At 45.8% G+C, this 18,700-nt stretch carries 16 protein-coding genes and 1 pseudogene; 8 read left to right on the top strand and 9 right to left on the bottom strand.

Annotated elements, in window-relative coordinates:
* Window positions 1-77 precede the first annotated feature (77 nt).
* Together QUA01_RS03210 and QUA01_RS03215 are read right to left on the bottom strand one after the other, a co-directional pair.
* A complete protein-coding gene (locus QUA01_RS03210) occupies window positions 78-815 on the bottom strand; it encodes a class I SAM-dependent methyltransferase (protein WP_194010509.1) in 738 nt (245 codons plus the stop codon).
* A 7-nt stretch (window positions 816-822) separates the two neighbouring features.
* A complete protein-coding gene (locus tag QUA01_RS03215) occupies window positions 823-1,020 on the bottom strand; it encodes a hypothetical protein (RefSeq protein WP_194070129.1) in 198 nt (65 codons plus the stop codon).
* Window positions 1,021-1,612: 592 nt separating this feature from the next.
* Between QUA01_RS03215 and QUA01_RS03220 the strand changes: the two genes are divergently transcribed.
* Together QUA01_RS03220 and QUA01_RS03225 are read left to right on the top strand one after the other, a co-directional pair.
* Complete coding sequence (locus QUA01_RS03220) at window positions 1,613-4,159, top strand: mannose-1-phosphate guanyltransferase (RefSeq protein WP_333087610.1); 2,547 nt, start codon at window positions 1,613-1,615, stop codon at window positions 4,157-4,159.
* A gap of 407 nt (window positions 4,160-4,566) precedes the next feature.
* Window positions 4,567-5,121, top strand: a complete 555-nt coding sequence (locus QUA01_RS03225; RefSeq protein ID WP_333087609.1) for a single-stranded DNA-binding protein — start codon at window positions 4,567-4,569, stop codon at window positions 5,119-5,121.
* 74 nt (window positions 5,122-5,195) lie between these two features.
* Here the strand turns inward: QUA01_RS03225 and lipB are convergent, their stop codons facing one another.
* Window positions 5,196-5,879, bottom strand: coding sequence for a lipoyl(octanoyl) transferase LipB (gene lipB / locus QUA01_RS03230; protein WP_333087608.1), 684 nt, complete (start codon window positions 5,877-5,879; stop codon window positions 5,196-5,198).
* Between the two features lie 150 nt (window positions 5,880-6,029).
* Here lipB and hpf point away from each other — a divergent pair, with 150 nt between their 5' ends.
* The 5 genes from hpf to QUA01_RS03255 all read left to right on the top strand — a co-directional run bounded on the left by hpf (window position 6,030) and on the right by QUA01_RS03255 (window position 8,517).
* Entirely contained in the window at window positions 6,030-6,653 is a 624-nt protein-coding gene (gene hpf / locus QUA01_RS03235; protein WP_333087607.1) for a ribosome hibernation-promoting factor, HPF/YfiA family, read from the top strand.
* A 409-nt stretch (window positions 6,654-7,062) separates the two neighbouring features.
* Entirely contained in the window at window positions 7,063-7,383 is a 321-nt protein-coding gene (locus QUA01_RS03240) for a Uma2 family endonuclease (protein WP_333087606.1), read from the top strand.
* Between the two features lie 30 nt (window positions 7,384-7,413).
* The gene (locus QUA01_RS03245) at window positions 7,414-7,644 is read left to right on the top strand and encodes a hypothetical protein (protein ID WP_333087604.1); all 231 of its coding nucleotides are present in this window, start codon (window positions 7,414-7,416) and stop codon (window positions 7,642-7,644) included.
* A gap of 161 nt (window positions 7,645-7,805) precedes the next feature.
* Entirely contained in the window at window positions 7,806-8,060 is a 255-nt protein-coding gene (locus QUA01_RS03250; RefSeq protein ID WP_333087603.1) for a hypothetical protein, read from the top strand.
* Window positions 8,061-8,316: 256 nt separating this feature from the next.
* A complete protein-coding gene (locus QUA01_RS03255; RefSeq protein WP_333087601.1) occupies window positions 8,317-8,517 on the top strand; it encodes a hypothetical protein in 201 nt (66 codons plus the stop codon).
* A gap of 136 nt (window positions 8,518-8,653) precedes the next feature.
* Here the strand turns inward: QUA01_RS03255 and QUA01_RS03260 are convergent, their stop codons facing one another.
* The 4 genes and pseudogenes from QUA01_RS03260 to QUA01_RS03275 form a co-directional block, all read right to left on the bottom strand.
* Window positions 8,654-9,493, bottom strand: coding sequence for a Tab2/Atab2 family RNA-binding protein (locus tag QUA01_RS03260; RefSeq protein ID WP_333087600.1), 840 nt, complete (start codon window positions 9,491-9,493; stop codon window positions 8,654-8,656).
* Window positions 9,494-9,679: 186 nt separating this feature from the next.
* Window positions 9,680-10,885: an adenylate/guanylate cyclase domain-containing protein gene (locus QUA01_RS03265; RefSeq protein WP_333087598.1), complete on the bottom strand. Its 1,206-nt coding sequence runs from the start codon at window positions 10,883-10,885 to the stop codon at window positions 9,680-9,682.
* Window positions 10,886-11,171: 286 nt separating this feature from the next.
* Window positions 11,172-11,714 carry a carboxymuconolactone decarboxylase family protein gene (locus tag QUA01_RS03270; protein ID WP_333087596.1) on the bottom strand — a complete coding sequence of 181 codons (543 nt, stop codon included), beginning with the start codon at window positions 11,712-11,714 and terminating at the stop codon, window positions 11,172-11,174.
* A gap of 375 nt (window positions 11,715-12,089) precedes the next feature.
* Window positions 12,090-12,811: pseudogene (locus QUA01_RS03275) on the bottom strand (IS1 family transposase).
* A gap of 342 nt (window positions 12,812-13,153) precedes the next feature.
* On the opposite strand from QUA01_RS03275, the gene QUA01_RS03280 reads away from it, so the two are divergent.
* Window positions 13,154-14,455 (top strand): valine--pyruvate transaminase, encoded by a 1,302-nt coding sequence (locus QUA01_RS03280; protein WP_333087594.1) that lies wholly within the window; start codon window positions 13,154-13,156, stop codon window positions 14,453-14,455.
* Between the two features lie 608 nt (window positions 14,456-15,063).
* Here QUA01_RS03280 and QUA01_RS03285 read toward each other — a convergent pair.
* Together QUA01_RS03285 and QUA01_RS03290 are read right to left on the bottom strand one after the other, a co-directional pair.
* Complete coding sequence (locus QUA01_RS03285; protein ID WP_333087593.1) at window positions 15,064-17,268, bottom strand: caspase family protein; 2,205 nt, start codon at window positions 17,266-17,268, stop codon at window positions 15,064-15,066.
* Window positions 17,269-17,324: 56 nt separating this feature from the next.
* Window positions 17,325-18,641 carry an RNA-guided endonuclease InsQ/TnpB family protein gene (locus QUA01_RS03290; protein WP_333087591.1) on the bottom strand — a complete coding sequence of 439 codons (1,317 nt, stop codon included), beginning with the start codon at window positions 18,639-18,641 and terminating at the stop codon, window positions 17,325-17,327.
* Between the last annotated feature and the right edge of the window lie 59 nt (window positions 18,642-18,700).

Genomic DNA, 18,700 nt, shown 5'->3' on the forward strand with positions numbered 1-18,700 from the left:
AAACGGTTTGTGGAAAGTTTCTCTAAACCCCCATAGCTGTTGGATAATTTTTGAAGATTGGGGAGGTTTCTTACATCTCAATTGTATTGAATTTTGTACATTTGAAATAAGTCGCCGCTTTGCTTTTTTACTACTTTAGCGCCCGCAGCTTTTATCAGTTTTTCCCAGTCTTCTATTGTCTCTAAAAATACTTCCCCTGCTCGATAAGTTTCCAAAATTGCCCAGTCTTCTGCTAGAGGTGCATTGGGGTTGAGAACATCAAATACAAAGTGACCGCCCGGTTTTAAAACTCGCTTGACTTCTCCCATAACAATATTCCAATAGTCTATGGGATAGTAACAGCTAAAGCCTGTAGCAAGGCATAAATCGAACTGATTCTCTTCGTAATTCAACTTGTGGGCGGGTGCCCATTCTACGCCTTTGAACAGCTTAGAATTGAGCTGGGGGCCGCGAGCGTTTAATGCGTCTCGCGCGGCGCTGCTGATTTCTTGACCGTAAAAATATGCTTCCCACTCCCGCCAAGGGTAGATGAGAAAGCTGACTCCGCAGCCAATGTCTAGACAGCGCTGGTTTTTTTGAGGTTTGGCAATTTTCCAGAAGGGAGATACTGTTTTTGCTTGGAGGGTTCCGGCGACTGATTCTAGGAAAATTGGCATTGCTTCGACTTCTTCGGGTAGGGCGAATGCTTCTCCTTGATATTCGCGATCGAACCGAGTGGCTACTTGCGACAGTAAAACTTGCCAGCTATCTGATTTTCCTTTGGCAAACCAAGTCTGCTCTTGACCTGCAACTGGGTGCTCCGACTTTTTAGACATTCTTGGATTACCTTCTAGAGCCTTTGAGTGCTTTTGTAAAGTTTTGACGGTAAGGCTTATTAAAAATTAACGCGGGCCACAACAAAGACAGTTTCATGCGGTTGGCAAAATTTCTGTCGAAGTTAGTGCGATCGAAACCGCTCCAAAATTTCCAAATACCGCCGCCGTAAGCGACTAGCAACACCAATCCAATTAACGGTTCCATGAAATAACCCCCTAAGCGACTGATTGGATTTTGAGTTAGCGAGGCAAGGCTCTACTCTTAATCTATCATTTATCGGACGGCTTGGCGCAGGGATACCCGTAGCAATTCCACCTTCAGCTAGATACTTCAAAATCGCTGATGGTGGGAAGCTTAAAAATATAGCAGAAGTCATTAGTCATTAGTCATTAGTCATTAGTCATTAGTCATTAGTCATTAGTCAGCAGTGCTGTATCCTCGATCGAGCGCTGCGATCGATCATCAGTCATCAGGAAGAAGAAAGAAGCAATATTCAGTAAGGGTTTGAGCAATTGAGAACGTCCTAAAGGTCGGGCGCGGTTGCTATAACAGCCAGGAAAGAGCTTTCAGGGTGCAAGCAAGAAGCGACTTTTGCTAAAAGTCGAGGTGGCAAATCCTGATTCGGTTGAAATTCGGTTGCTGTTGGGGGACGACTTCGCTTTTTGGGACTTCGCAGGCGTGCAACTACTTAAAGATAATTAACTAAGAATTGATAGCGGTGCCCCACAGGTTACAGCAGGCAAACTTTTTCTAGCGGACAATGACGGTAGATAGCTTTCAAAGCAAGGAGGATTTTATGCGTGCAGTGCTGATGGCTGGGGGGTCGGGAACGAGGCTCAGACCCCTGACGTGCGATTTGCCTAAACCGATGGTGCCGATTCTGAATCGCCCGATCGCAGAACACATTATCAATTTGCTAAAAAGGCATCACATTACGGAAATTATTGCTACCCTGCACTACCTTCCTGATGTGATGCGCGAATATTTTACTGATGGGGCAGAGTTTGGCGTTCAAATGACTTACGCTGTGGAGGAAGACCAACCGCTGGGTACGGCTGGTTGCGTCAAAAATATTGCTGAATTGCTCGATCGCACTTTTCTGGTGATTAGCGGCGACAGCATCACAGACTTCGACTTGACAGAAGCGATCGAATTTCACCACCGCAAGCAATCCAAAGCCACATTAATTTTAACTCGCGTTCCTAACCCGATGGAATTCGGGGTGGTGATTACCGAGGAAAATTACCGCATCAGCCGCTTTCTGGAAAAGCCCTCTAGCAGCGAAATTTTCTCCGATACCGTCAATACGGGAATCTACATTTTAGAACCCGAAGTCTTGGACTACCTGCCGGCAAATCAGGAGTGCGACTTCTCGAAAGATTTGTTTCCGTTGCTGCTGGAAAAAAACGAGCCGATGTACGGTTACGTGGCCGAGGGTTACTGGTGCGATGTCGGACAGCTTGATGTTTACCGCGAAGCTCAATACGACGCGCTGCGAGGAAAAGTCAAGCTGGATTTGAGTTACTACAACGAAGTTCGATCGGGGCTTTGGGTAGGTCAAAATACTTTTATTGACGATAGCGCGATCGTCGAAGTACCGGCGATGATCGGTAATAATTGCCGGATTGCAGCCCGAGTTAAAATCGATGCGGGTACAGTAATCGGAGATAACGTGACAGTAGGGGCCGACGCTAACCTCAAACGTCCGATCGTCTGGAACGGAGCAATTATCGGCGAAGACGCTCACATAACAGCCTGCGTGATTTGCCGCAGTACCCGGATAGACAGGCGCGCCCACATCCTCGAAGGTGCTGTGGTCGGTTCAATGTCGATCGTGGGAGAAGAATCACAAATCGGCCCTTCCGTGCGCGTCTGGCCGAGCAAAAATATTGAATCCGGCGCTTTGTTAAATCAAAATTTAATTTGGGGAGAACAAGCTAAGCGAAATTTATTCGGTCAGCGCGGCGTTCAAGGACTGGCCAATGTGGATATTACCCCGGAATTTGCGGTGAAATTGGGTGCGGCTTACGGCTCGACTTTGAAACCGGGGACTTCGGTATCGGTTTCTCGCGATCAGCGCAGTATTTCGCGGATGGTTTCGAGGTCTTTGATTGCGGGTTTGATGTCGGTGGGAATTAATGTAGTCAATTTGGAATCGACGGCTATTCCGATCGCCCGCACGGTTACATCTACGATCTCAATTGCCGGTGGGATTCACGTTCGCATTTCGCCCGATCGCTCCGACCACATTTTAATTGAATTCTTTGATATCAAAGGCATCAATATTACTAAATCGGCTGAGAAAAAAATCGAGGGCGCTTATTTTAAGGAAGATTTACGCAGAGCTCTAATTCCCGAAATTGGAGAGATGTCGTACTTTAACCAAGCTCTCGAAATTTACAACCGAATGTTTGAGCGGCAGATGAATGTTGAAGCAATACGCTACAGCAATACTAAGGTGGTAATCGATTACGTTTACGCTGTTTCTGGGGCAATTCTACCGCAAGTGCTCGCTAAGTTCGGCTGCGATGCGGTGGTGCTCAATGCGAGTCTCAAGCAGACTTCTCTGAGCAACGGGGAACGGGAATATTTGCTCGACCAACTCGGCCGAGTGGTGAAAGCACTCAGCGCTAATTTTGGGGTGCAGGTGTCGGCCAATGGCGAACAGCTCATTTTGGTAGATGAGTCTGGGATAGCGATTCGTGGGGAAATGCTGACGGCGCTGATGGTAAATTTGATGCTTACTGCTAATCCGAAAGGTACAGTAGTAGTGCCGGTGAATGCGTCTTCGGCGGTGGAGGCGATCGCCCGCCGCTATCAAAGCAAGGTAATCCGCACTAAGGCGAACCCAACTGCTTTGATGGAGGCCGCTAACAGGAACCCGAATGTAGTTTTGGGCGGTAGTGGCAGTATGGGTTTTATTTTCCCGCAGTTGCATCCGGGGTTTGACGGAATGTTCTGCATTGCTAAAGTGATAGAAATGATGACGATTCAGGAGCGATCGCTCGGACAGATCAAAGCCGAACTTCCCCGCGTCACCCACCGCAGTTACAGCGTCCGCTGTCCTTGGACTGTCAAAGGTTCCCTGATGCGGCATTTAGTAGAAACTCATGCGCCCGATCGTTTAGAATTAGTAGATGGAGTGAAGATTTTTAACTACAGCGACGACAATTGGGTATTAGTTTTGCCCGATGCTAGCGAACCCACAGTTCATATCTTCGCGAACAGCGAAGACCGAGATTGGGTATCGGAAACTTTGAAGGAGTACCGCGCCTTCGTTCACGATTTTGTCACTCAAACCGAGGCTGCGGTTCTCCAAGATACCTTTGGTCGTAATGAATAATTGGTAGTGGGGAATTGGAAATTGGAAATTGGAAATTGGAAATTGGAAATTGGAAATTGCTAACAACTAATAGCTAATAGCGCAGAAAAATTAACAGATAAGATTGTTAAAATTACCAACTCTTCAGAAATGCCTCTGCGTTTATCTACGTTAAAAAGCTGCTTTATTCTCCTGTAAAAAATTTAGGCAATTGTTAGTATAACAATCCTGAATTCGCCAGTCCGATCGCCAATTTCCAATTAACAAATACCAACGATATTTTGTCCGCTCGATTGAGCGCAATAATATTCGTCGTCGTCGTTCGTAGTGCGAACCGTTTTTGTTATAATAATCTACAGTACGCGATCCGAGCCAATTTCCAATTTCCAATTTCCAATTCTCAATTCCCAATTACGCAAAGATAACAGATGAATAGCTGCATTTTAATGGCGGAAATAATTCAACAACCGCAACTCCGTTATACTCCAGATAATCAACTTCAAATCGCTGAAATGTTGATTCAGTTTCCCGGCCCAAAACCTGAAGATCCGCCTGAGCATTTGAAGGTGATAGGATGGGGAAGTTTGGCTCAAGAAATTCACGAAAAATATCGCGAGGGCGATCGCGTGATTATTGAAGGCCGGCTGGGTATGAATACGATCGAAAGAGATGGTATTAAAGAAAAGCGCGCTGAACTAACCGCCCAAAGAATTTACACTCTCGGCGCCGATGCGATGAGTGCTGCACCAGCAGCTAGAACTGCCCCGGAACCGACTCAAATTCGCGATACAGCCCCGGCTAATGTGCCGAGCAATGTGGTTCCCATGAGTTCCCGAGGTCGCAGTTCTAGCAGCCCTCAAAGCCCTGCTAACCGCACGTCTAGCTCGGATTGGAACTCGCATCAGTCTTCTTCTGAGTCCGATCGCCAGTCGGGTTCGTCTAACGAAGCTGATAATCCCGATTACGATCCGATTCCGTTTTAATCACAGCCGTAGGGTGCGTCACTTTCGGGTTGTTCGAGACTCCGCCGGAATGTTGAGAGTGACGCACCATCTATCTATGACTCCGACGATCGCACAATTTCCATTCCAAAAACGCGAGCAAACTCTGCCATAACGATCGCCCTCACGCGATCGACCTCAATTCCCGGTATAAATTGCTCCAAACTGCCAACCGGTCGATCGGGAATCCCGCAAGGTACGATTTGTCCAAAACCTGTTAGATCCGGGCAAACATTTAAAGCAAAACCGTGCATCGTAATCCAGCGGCTGACTTTAATCCCGATCGCCCCCACCTTGCTACCATCCACCCAAACGCCAGTCATACCCGCCACCCGGGAACCCTTCAGCCCGCAAACTTCCAACACTCCCAGCAGCACTTCCTCCAACTGGCGCAAATACCAGTGCAAATCCTGCTGGTGACGGCGCAAATTTAAAATTGGATAGCCCACCAACTGGCCCGGACAGTGGTAAGTCACCTCACCGCCCCGCTCAACTCGGTGCAATTCCGGCTGAGTGCGATCGGGGTCAAATTTCAGAAATTCCAACTTCGATCCCAGCCCCAAAGTGTAAACCGGCGGATGTTCCAGCAAAATCAGCACATCAGGCAAATCAGGATTTTCCCGGCGCTCTTGCACCAGTTTTTGCTGGATTTCCCAAGCTTGGGAGTAAGGTACTTGTCCCCAATCGAAGAGCAAGCAGGGTTGTGCATTTAGGTTTTGAGGGATAATAGGGGAAAGCATGAAAAAAATCAATAGTGTTTTTACGGAATATTGGTGCAGTTTAAATCAAGAATTGTCAACATATAAAAAAGATTTGAAAGAAAAGTGTTTTGTTTAATACATAATGCTATTGTATAAACTATACCCAAGTTACAGAAGGGAGGGAGCTCTATGAAGCTTGTTATCCAGGGTAAAAATATAGAAATCACCGATGCGATTCGCGAGTACGTCAATCAAAAGATTGAAAAGGCAGTTAGCCATTTTCAAACTTTGACTACAGAAGTCGATATTCATCTATCGGTGGCTCGTAACCCCAGGATCAATCCTAAGCAGACTGCTGAGGTGACAATTTATGCTAACGGTAGCGTGATTCGAGCTGAAGAAAGCACGGAAAGCCTTTATGCCAGCATCGATTTGGTTGCCGACAAGATCGCTCGTCAACTGCGGAAATTTAAGGAAAAACGCCACGACAACAAAATCCAGAGTAGTCCCAAAACAATTGCGGTAGTTGATGAACATCCTGTAGCAGCGGATTTGATTGGCGATCGAACTCCCGAACTTCCTGCCGAGGTAGTGCGGACTAAGTATTTTGCCATGCCTCCAATGACGGTGCAAGATGCTTTGGAACAATTGCAGGTTATCGATCACGATTTCTATATGTTCCGCAATGCGGAAACAGACGAAATTAACGTGCTCTACGAACGCAAGACTCACGGTGGCTATGGAGTTATCCAACCGCGCAACGGCAACGGTAATAGCAAACATAGCAAAACAGCCGAAAGCGCTGCACATTAAAAATCTAGTGTTGGGAAAAGCTAGATAATTTCTAATTGTTAATGGCTGCAAGTCGTTAGCAAAAAAGGACTAAAGTCCTCACTACGAACGAAAGGTTTGTAGTAAGGACTTTAGTCCTTTCTTGGTTTGGATTTTTAGGGAGCATCTCAGTTTGGCAAAAAGCATTTTTTTATTATAAGTAATCGCACAGAATTAATTACATACAGCTTCTTTACGGAGGAAGGCTTGTAGCCAAATTTTTGTGAATTCATTGTGTTCCACTATTTAGTGCGAGCGTCCTCGCTCGCGTATTGTACAAACTCGCTATTCGGGGACGCTCGCACGCTCAAATGCCACACTGAAATGCTCCCGATTTTTAGACAGTAAGGAAAAAGTGAAATCCTAGCTACAAACAATATGATGAACAATTATGCTATTGGAATTAAGACAACTGAAGATTCAACCGGGTCAGCAATTACTGGTGGAAGATGTGAACTGGCAACAATTGGAAAGTATTTTAGCGGAATTGGGAGAAAGTCGTGCTTCCCGAATTTCCTATAGTAACGGACTCTTAGAAATTATGGTTCCCCTACCCGAACATGAAAAAGCCAAGGAAATAATTGGCGACATGGTAAAATTTTTATTGGAAGCACGACAAATAGCATTTGAGTCTTTGGGTTCGACAACGTTGAAAAACGAACGCATGAGTCAGGCTGTAGAACCGGATACCTATTTTTACATTCAAAATTAAGCAGCAGTTATCGGTAAAAATCGCCTGGATATGAGTGTAGATCTGCCACCAAACTTAGCTATAAAAATCTATCTCACCTATCGCACGCAGTTGGATAATTATCAAGTTCTCGGAATCCCGGAACTTTGGCGGTACGCGCGGCGAGGGCTACAAATTAATGTCTTGCAAGCCGAACAATATATTGAGTCTGAGGTGAGTCCGAACAGATTTACATGGAAGAGTGCGCGAACAAGTCAAAAAAAACACAGTGGACGACCTTGATCACGATCGATTCACCAGCAGTGAAGAACACTTGTAATGAAGGGTGTTGAATCATTCATGTTTTTGTTTTTACAAAGCGACAAATGGGATGAAAAGACATCTAGCTGTAGATATATTAGGCTTTCCTTTCTTCACTCACTGCACTCCTGCCAATGTATCTGATGACCTACGTATTGATTGAGATGCTCTCCCAAAATATTAATTACTTCAAATCTAAACCGCTGGAACTTCCAAAAATTACCATCTTGCTAGATAATGGTTATCATCCTGACAAGCTGACCCAAGCATTGGAACTGATTTACCCTGCAATCATCACCAAGCTACAATTTCAACTCTCACCTAAACCGTCGAAAGCAGAAAAGGCAGCCAAAGGCAAGTCAGGATTTGTGCCAGTTAAGGCTAGGTGGGTGATTTAGAGATCTAATGCTTGGCTCGCAAGCGATGTAAAAGCTTAGTCAAAAACTTTGACCGGACATTTGAACGGGCCAATGCCAAGCTCCAGCTTGGTTTTATCCGCTTGATGCTCATAGGATTAGCTGTAAGGAATGAAAGATCTCAAATGGGTTCTATATTATTTATAAAGCTATGTGATTTCAATCACAAAATAACTTTACAAAATCTTTAAAAATAAAAGTACAGAGTTATGTTACCTATTTTCAGGGTATGAAGACCATGACAGTAAGTTCTGCTAGCCTCCCCAAAATCTCTGTGGAGGCGATCGCCCAGCGCATCTTTGCCTTCCGCCAAATTACTCCCCTCGACAGACAACTGCTTCACTCAGCAGTCCTCAACGGGCTAGACAAAAAGGATCAATTTTACATTAACCGATTGTGTGAGGGCATCCAAAACGGATTGATTCTGGTTGTGGAATAACTGGGCTGCACTATCTCTGACTAGATTGAGAAGTTATTCTAAAATTTATGTTTGATTTTGTATCTGCTGGAACTCAGTTCGGACAGTATTTTTTATTTTGCGATCGATCCACATCAGAAATAATCATATTTAAATATTATTGATCGAACTTTAACAACCAAAAACCTGTATAAGTCATACCGCTGTCATCAGGCTGCACTAACAAAAAATGCAATCCTTTACTTAATTGCTGGCGCTGTTGGTAAATTTCTGCAGCCGCCTTCACCTCGCTATCTTCAAAAGTAGCCACAACCCACCTCTCTGCCAATCCAGCTTCCAAAATCAATCCATCTGGAGTACCAGCAATATAATTCAAAGCAAAAGGTTTCACATCCTGAAGCCATTTAGCCAACCGCATCGACTGTCGCCCGCCGTCAATCACAACACCGGGCACCGGTACTGTGGAAGCTAAGCCCAAAGTCAGCGGTAGCAGCAATTCAGGCATTTCCAATATTGGTATGGGACGTTCTTGAAAAGCTTCTACAATATCGCCTGCGGCTAGGGAAGCAAAACGCCAGCCATCACCCCAAAGGTTTTGGGGTAAAGGAACCGGCGGCGGAGTTTCAAGGGCGATCGGGCTGTAATTTTCGGCTGTATAATTAGGCATACTCAAATATTCTTCTGCCCGTTTTTGCAGCAGCAATTTCAAAGCTGCAGTGCGGCGAGTCGCTTCTACTTTGATACCCAAAACCTTGCCCGCAGCTTCGATCAAACTGAGAGATTGAGGCCTAAATACTTGAATCAAATCCGGCAAATTCTGAATTTGAGCTTGCTGGTGCAACTGCGCCGCCAGCCAATTAGAATTAGCTTCCGACTGGCTGCAAAAAGCGCTAAATTGAAAAGTTTGTGCCCCGTCGCAAATTAATAATTCCCACAATGGTTTACCTGTTTCGTCTTGCAGGGGGCGGCGGTAAAAATCGGCTTGCCAAATACGCATGGGAGTTAAAAAATAAAATCTACAACTCAATAATTTTAATATAACCAGGGAACACTGCATTTTTTTTACGAAAATCCTACACGGTAATCCGCAGTAAGGGTAAAAAACTGGCTTCTTTGCCTGGAGTGCATCCGAGACTGTATAAAAAAACCAGTTTCTTCGATGTTGATGCGATCGCGCACTGTATTATTTAAGATGGTTAACCAAATACATATCCATTTCGCCCTTATTTTTAGCAAGGATTTTCCCTCGATATTCACATTCACAAAAATCCTTAACTAATTCAAACGTTGCACTAGAAATATTAATTTTTCCAGGCACACCCGAAGATTCCATCCGAGATGCAGTATTAACTGTATCTCCCCAGACATCATAGGCAAACTTCTTATTCCCAATTACTCCAGCAAGTATTGGGCCTGAATGAATACCAATCCTGATATCCCAATAAGGAATGTTGTGTTGAGCTTTATGCACTTTTCGCAACTCCATAAATTGTTGAATTTCTATAGCTCCGAGTACAGCATTAAAGGCGTGTGTTGCCATTGGGACAGGAATTCCCGCCGCACACATATAGCTGTCGCCAATAGTTTTTAATTTTTCCAAGCAATATTTATCCATCACGCGATCGAAATAAGAAAAACAATAGTCTAGTTCGTCAACTAAATCTCGCGGAGTCATCTTTTCAGATAACTTAGTAAAGTCTTGAAAATCCGTAAATAAAACCGATACGCAATCATAATGAACGGGTTCCACTTTGCCGTTATTTTTGAGTTCCTCGGCAATTTCAACCGGGAGTACGTTCAACAGTAGCTGGTCGGATTTGTGCTTTTCGGCATCGAGTTCCAAATACAGATTATTCATCTCTTTAAAGCGTTCGGCATTGCGGATTGCCGAGGATAGTTGCAAAGCCAAAAGATAGCCAATTCGTAGGTCTTCTTGAGTGTAAGCTCGCGGCTTTGTTGTGGCAAAATTAATTGTTCCTAAAACCTTACCTTCGCTTTCCAAAGGAAGAATAATTTGCGAAGCGTAGGGCGACAAAATAGCAGTAGCACCGGCTTCTTGAATTAATTGAGGTTGACGTGTTTTGAAGGCTTTGTTAATTGGGCTGCTGTCTGGTAGGGCAGCAATCTCTATAGGGATATGCTTGCCAAATAAAGTCGTGCAAGTGCTAGAGCTGTGCAGGCAAACGCTACAGTGTTCAAAGTCTAGCAGCCATTTGGCTTGCTTGCCTACTACCCGCAAAATCTGATTGAGATCGAGGGTGCGATTAATGGCAGTGGCAATTTCGTTGACGGCTGCAATGCGGATAGAAAGCGCCTGAGTTTCTGCTAACAAACGGCGGGCAGTTAACAAAAGTTCTTCTCGGTCTTGCTCTTCTAGCCGTTCGCCCATAATAGGGGTATGAGATGATAGATCAATACGGTTTACTTAAGACGATCCAGGCGGTAAAAGATTATGAAAAATTAATCAATACTGCGATTGCTTCGTTCTTCGTTCCGGGAGCATCTGAAGTTTTGCAAAAAGCATTTTTTTATTGAGCGTGCGAGCACCTCAAGAACTCGCGAGTTGTACAATACGCAAGTTCTTGAGATGCTCGCACTATAAATGCAAAACACCAGATGCTCCCCCTTCGTTCCTCTCTTGGAAAAATCTTAAGTAAACCGTAGTGGATTATAGATTACAAAGCATCAATTTCTAGGGCAATTGCATCGGTATATCGATTGACAAAGCTAAACAAATCTGCTGTGGCAATAATCTCAAAGATTTCCGCATCATCTAGCCCTAAATCCCGCAGATTTTGGTAATGAACTTCTGTCATTTCCAGGGGTTTTATAGCCGCCAGCAAGCCAAAGCTAATGACAGCTTTATCGCGTTTTGGCAGAGGACAGTTGGCAAAGTCAGAAACTAGGGTTCGCAGGACTTCTTCGCTCATCCCCAAGGCAGACAATCCGTGCAGGTGAACTTGGAGAGCGTACTGGCTGTTATTGAATTGGGAAATAGCGACACCGACCATTTCTTTTAGAGTTCTGGGTAAGTCTCCTTGCAGGATTGTTCCCCGAAATTTTTTCCAATTTGCTTCTAATAAGTCTGGGTTGATTGCCATTGACTTGAACAGGTTGGGGACGATACCAAACCCCAATTCTGTCAAGATTTCTTCGTAGACTTCCTTGGCTTTAGGATCTGTAATTTCCTCGTATTCGATAAGTGGAAAGCGTGTCATGGTTTTATTGAAGTTTACGACTGTTAGATGTGGTTGGGATTGTCGCAGTTGTTATGTAACGCCACCGCAAGGGTTACGTTACCAAATCTTTTGGCTTTAGTAGGATTGATGATAAAATGCACCGCTGTCAACAAACCGCGAATTTTGAAAATGAGCTAGCAACAAATCTAACTTTTGAGGATCAATTAAACTTACTATTATAGCAATGCTTGGAGCAAATAAAACTCTGTTACGATCGCGTCTGATACTAATATTAAACTGTCTCAAGAGCTAGAGTCAAGCACCGGCAGTCGATCGCGCGCGTGGGGCGAAATTTGGTAGCGCCCTGAAGGAAAGGAGCGGAGAACAAAACCGCATTCAAATTTAAACAGGCATCTAAAGTTGTAAATTAGCATTATAATGATGCACAAAGCGCCAAATAGCAGCTATAGGATTTTCTAATTTTTTAGAGAAAGCTAAGCTCTTTCTTACTAACCGAGATACTCGTTGTCGAATAGTGCAGTTAAAGCGCTCAATATAGCTAGTAAAACCACTATCTTTATCTACACTACGATGACGTTTGCCAGGAATACAGAATCGTAGGCACTCCAATGGTCAGTATAAATTACTGCCGATTGACGGTAAACTGGTGGCATTGAATTCCATAAGGCCTGAGCTGATACCGCGCTACGATCCCCAATATGTACACCAACAATTTCCCTAGTCTCGGCATCCAATGCAAGCCATACTCACTGCTGATTTCCTTTGTTATCGACAAACGACCATAACTCATCCATCTGAACATTCAGGCGCTTTTTTGGCTTGGCACTTACCTCCACTTGCTTCTTTTCAACGACAGAAGCGGCATTTACGTAGCGCTGTACTGTATCTTCAGATACTTGCAATACCCGAGCAATCCCAGCCTGAGAAATACGTTCAAGTAGCATCCGTGACATTAACTCCTGTTGTTCCTTGGTAATGGCTTTCCATGCCGGATTCAAAACAAATTGACGGCCACATTCTCGACATTTGTAGTTTTGTTTATGATGCCGAGTCTGACCGTTACGACTAACTTCTTTTGAGCCACAATTGGGGCAAGAATTAATTTCTACTGTCATATCACTAATGGCAAACACTTCTCTCTAATCATAGCTTACTCCGATCCTTTCCTTCAGGGCACTACCCGAAATTTCAGCAAAACTCTTGAATTGGATACTACGGCCAGGTTCGCGAATTTTCCGGCAAAAAACACTACGTTCGATCGCCCGATCAAACTCTACAAATTCGAGCTCATCTGATGCAGCAGGGCGCAGAAGGGAAAAAACAAAATGCTGTGCGATCTAGTTTATTTAATTGGCAGTTTGGGCGATCGACAACCCATCGCCCAGACAAGCTACGCTAATGCCTGCAACAAGAGTTATTATAATAAGCTGTAAACTTTTATCTTTGTCGCTGCATTTATGAACCCTGCCCTTACTCAGTTTGGCGCTCAGATGTCCCACCTCACCGGCGTGCGGGCGATCATGAAAGATATTATTGAAACTCTCAGAGCCGGCAGCGGGCAGGAGTTTATCAATTTGAGCGCGGGAAATCCGGTGATTTTGCCCGAAGTCGAGAAATTGTGGCGCGATTGCACGGCCGAACTTCTGGCGAGCCCGGAATACGGCGAAGTGGTTTGCCGCTACGGTTCCAGTCAAGGCTATCAGCCGTTAATCGATGCTGTAGTGACGGATTTTAACCAGCGTTACGGACTGAATTTGACGGATCGCAATGTCCTAATTACTCCCGGAAGTCAATCAATTTACTTTTACGCAGCCAACGCTTTCGGCGGCTACACTGCACCGCGAACACAGATTGCCGATCCTAATTCGGAAATCCCAAATTTCAAATCGATCGTCCTACCGCTGAGCCCAGACTACACCGGTTACGGCGGCGTGAGCTTAATTCCCGAAGCGGTAATCGCTTGCAAACCCACCCTCGATATTGATGCAGCGGCGCACCGATTCAAATACCGGCCGGATTTCAGCCAACTGTCGATCGACCAAACCACCGGTTGCGTCATCTTTTCCCGTCCCTGCAACCCCACCGGCAACGTTCTCACCAACGACGAAGTTCAAAAAATAGCAGATTTAGCCGCTGTTTTCGACGTGCCGGTGTTCGTCGATTCCGCCTACGCCCCTCCTTTCCCCTCCTTGAATTTTACGGAAATGACACCGATTTTCGGCGGCAACATCGTGCATTGCATGAGTTTGTCAAAAGCGGGATTGCCGGGAGAAAGAATCGGAATTGCGATCGGCGATCGAAACATTATTCAAATATTAGAATCTTTTCAGACCAATATGTGCATTCATTCGCCGAGATACGGACAGGCGATCGCCACACGCGCCATTAATTCCGGCGCTCTTGCCGACATTTCCTTCAACGTAATTCGCCCGTACTATCAAAGCAAATTTGCGATCGTAGAAACCACCTTAGAACAATCGATGCCGAAGGATTTGCCGTGGTTCTTGCACCGAGGCGAAGGAGCAATTTTTGCGTGGTTGTGGCTGAAAGATTTGCCAATGACGGATTGGGAACTATACCAAAAATTGAAAGAAGTCGGCGTAATAGTCGTGCCGGGAAGTTCTTTCTTCCCCGGTTTGCGGGAAGATTGGCAGCACAAGCACGAATGTTTGCGAATTAGTTTGACTGCGACAAATGATGAAATTGAGACTGCGATGAAACGCTTGGCTCAACTCGTGGAAAAAGTTTATCGCGGCTAATAGGAATACGCTCGAACATATAGTTTCCCAGTTAGCGGAAACAAGCATATGAATATCGATGTTTTACTCCGGTAGATTTCGATTATAGGTTATATCGTGTCCGGTCGATCGACCGCACAGATCCGTTTTGCATTATAGTAATCGACCCGACATGATATTAGACTTCTGGCACTAAATCGCCTTCAATTCCTTCAATTGTCTGCGTTATATCGTTTCCGGTAGCATCGTCAGGTGATTTAACCGGCGCTAGGGCGCAGAGAACACAGAGGAAGACAAGAGAGAGATGAATACAGAACTATGAAACGCGGATTTGATCTGACTCGATTTTATAATTCCGATGCTACCGGATTTGATATTAATCGGCGTCGATCTGCCTGATATCTGCGGTTTCTGTATCGATCTGTGATATCAAATCCGGTAGCACTCCTCATGATGTTAACAGTCAACAGTCAACAGTCAACAGTGAATTTATTCTGATGCTACCGGATTGGATATGATTTAGGAAGCTAATCTGTTGTAGAAAACGGGTGCATCTCCGGCATTTTAAAAAGCCCTATTATAAAGCTCATGCACAGATGTTCCCATAAAAAACCTTCGCAATTTTACAATTAAATTACCCGATAAACAAAACTCAAACTTGCCCAAATATTCACATCCAAAGCCAAATCATCAGTGGAAATCCCCAACTTCTCCACACCCGGAATACTAGCATTGTGCAAATCTTCCAAGACGGCCTGCGCGACAATTAAAGGATTCAACAATTCTCGGATTGGTGAAGCATTCCTCACTTGCTGCATTCCTTCCTCGATCGCCGTCTGAGTTCGAGTGAAGGGTTTTTCACTAAATATAATTAGAGTTTCCCCCAGTCCGCTCGGGCCCGATACCGCCCAGCCGAAAGTCCCAGCGCCCGGTACAGTCAAATTCTCTCCGGGGGCGATCGCCACCGACATCGCTCCGGGATAATTTTCGATCTGAGAATTCATTACCAACAGGTGTCCGGCATTATCCGACGAAAACACCGCAGCATACACTGGGCGATCGCTTTCGTTAAACAGTCTGTGCTGAATTCGATCGCCCTTGTTGACGCTGAGCATATCGATATTTGCCGATTTCTCGCTGTCTGCGCTCATGGGCTCCAAGCGATAAGTGCGATCGGCTCGCACCGGCTCCCGCTCCACCATCACCTTGGCTTGCGGGGCCATAGTTGACAGCACCGCCCGCACCTTCAGTCGCGAAGACCCCTCATTGACAGTCAGCCGCAGCAACTTCGTCGCCAGCAACGCTTTCAACTGCGGAGCCAACCGCTGCACGGCCACCTTCACCGCTTCTCCCCCGTCGCCCTCGGTGTCGGGAACCGGCCTTTGGGCCAGAGAAAACAAGCCGTAGCGCCGTTGATACAAAACAGGCCGATCCGACGAAGTTTCAGCTAAAATCGTTTCCGGGACTGTGCCAAACCGATAGTCAGCGGGTTGATCGCTCCCTACCACCGAAACTTGCGGCACAGTCGCAAAGCCACTCGTGGCGTCTACCCGCTCGATGCGTTCCAAACCAGAGTCCAAAGCTACTGTCAAACCGATTTTTCGCGGAAATACCCGAATTTCTTCCCTCACGAGTTCGCCGGCGGTTAATTGTCTGTTTGGGCGATCGCCCCCGTCTAAAATTTGAGCCTTAGCAGTCAAGCCCGTGCGAGCCTGCACCAAAAGTAGTGAAGTGTACCCATCGCCTAGGGAATCGCCCTCGATCGATGCAGCAGGCGAACCCACAGCAAATACCGAGTTCCCCGCCCATTCCAAAACCCCCGCCGACAAACCGCCGAGCCACAACTGCACAGTTTTGCCGCCATCTTCCACCGCCGTTACAGCGCCATCAGCCGCCACAGAATTCAACATTAAATTTGAAAAATTAACTGCAGGCGGTGCCGTTAAATTGTCATGGCGAATTTGCGGTTGTTGCAATAACCCCGCCATTTCCTCGACAGTACCTGCGGCGCGACTGAAACTGACGCTGAAACTACTAGCGGGAGTTGCTAACCACAGAGTTTGGGTGAGGGCGTAGGTAAACAAACCAGCGGTAAATCCGTTCCACTGTTGTTCGGCGGCGAGTTGGGAATTCGCAGCAGCAGCAAGTACCGCGGCCGCCGGACGGAGATTTGATCTCGATCTGAGGCCTTGGGCAAACGTTAATTCTCCGATGCTTTGCTGGCCGATGGTGGAGCGCGGACGGGAGCGAATGCGAAAGTTGCCGTTTTTGGGCAATTTTTGATAGGTGTAGCTGGTGTCGAGGATGGCGATCGCCTTTTCTGTCGGGAGCGATCGCATCAACAGCAGCAGCGTTTCCTCTGAAATATCATTCACCGCTCGGTTTGCTAACAGCGGTACAACGTCATCCGCCGGCACCAAACTATTGTGCAATTTGCCTGGAGTGTCGATCGAACCGACTCGACTACCGCAGCCGCTAAAGTGAAAAATCACCGCATCGCCTGGTTTTGCTTGTTCGGTTAAATGAGTGACAAAAGCCGTCTCGATATTTTCCCTCGTAGCTCGATCGTCAGTCAAAGTCAGAATGTCCGACGGCGCAAATCCAAACCGCTCGATCAATAATTCCCGCTGTAATTCCACATCCGTCACGCAGCCATACAGAGGCGAGTCTGGATATTTATTGATCCCCACCAACAAAGCCAATTTACGCGCAGTCGGCTGGGCTAAGGCTTGGAGGTAGCGATCGCCCAACCGCAACCACAAAGTTTCGCTGATGCCGATCGCTGCCAGCATCCGGCCAGCTTGCTGTAAAAATTCCCGCCGCTTCAGTCCCATTTTTAAATAGCTGTTTTTTAAATAGCTGTGAATTTTCTGTTGTCAACTACCCGACACTAAGCGGAGTACCGCCGAGCGTGCAGGCTTGCATCTGAAGTCCACCGCAATTCCGAAAACCTTTGCAGGATTTGGGCTTTGGTTTCATCCTTCGATACATCAGGGGATGCTGACAAGCTCCCCGTGCTCATCCAGTCTTGCCGGACAAGCAACGCTCTCATTGCAATATTTCGTGCACCAATCAAATCGGCATGAAGCTCATGACTACAACATTCGCATCGAAACAATAGTCCTTTGTTTGGTCTATTAGCATCCGAAGTATGTCCACATTTAGGACAACTTTTCGACGTGTAATGAGCCGGAACTTTAGTCGCTAACGAACCATTTCGATGGGCTTTATAGTCAATATACCCGTGCAATTCGGCATAAGACCATTTAGCTTTGTTTCGATTAGCTACTCGTCTCTTCTTGCTTGCCTTGTTGCCCGATTTCGTCCTAGTCCTGTCCCGGATTCCGGTGAGGTCTTCTAGTCCAATTAGGGTGTTAGGTTTGGCAATATCCTTACTGATTTGGTGGTTCACATCAGCGATAAACCGTCTCTCTCTCCCAGACAGAGCGATTAATCTTCGCTTCGCTGAACGAGTGTCTTTACGCTGAAGAGTCATCCGTGCTTTATGATAGCGATTAGCTTGATGTCTAGCATTCTTCCCTGAGTAGAATTTAGACTTATTTTGTAAGTCTGTTTCTACCGCTAAGTAGCGCATACCCACGTCAACACCAGAAATTCTAGTTATTTTTAGTGGGTCAATTTCAAGCGTTTCTACTTCAAGGCTTACCATCAGATAGTAGATCTTGGAGGAACGCTGATAGACAATTTTAGCTGTTCCAATCCTTGCACCATTGGCAATTAAATCTAAATGCTTATTGTAGCCCTCATAGGTCACTACTATTCGACCTTGGAGAGTGATGATACTCACTTGCCTCCCGGCTTTAAAAGAGTAGTCACGTTGATAATTTAAGGTACAAGTTCGAGAGATATATTTGGGGGCTTTGTCTAACGCTTTATATCGTCTCGTGGTGTAGCATGAAGCAATAGCATCGTTAGATTGTTTGGCCTTAGTCCACAACGTTTTGTAAGTCCCAGAAACTTGTCTGGGTACATTGCAAGCCATTTGCGCTCCCAGCCCAAATTTCACCCGCAATTCGTTGTAGACCGCTTTTTGTAGCTTAGCACCATTGCTGGTTTTGCCTGCATCAAAAGCAACTTGTGAAGTATAATTCAAAGCATCTCGGTAGGCTAAAGCAGTCTGAGATACCAAAGCTTTTTGCTCGGTAGTCAGTTTGAGTTTTAGCTTGGCGGTGATTACTTGGGACATTACATTCACAAACTCTGGTTTTATTGTATCTCGTGAAAACTAATACTGCAATAGCGGGA

It is taken from the genome of Microcoleus sp. S36a_B3 (assembly GCF_036700745.1).
Lineage (GTDB): Bacteria > Cyanobacteriota > Cyanobacteriia > Cyanobacteriales > Microcoleaceae > Microcoleus.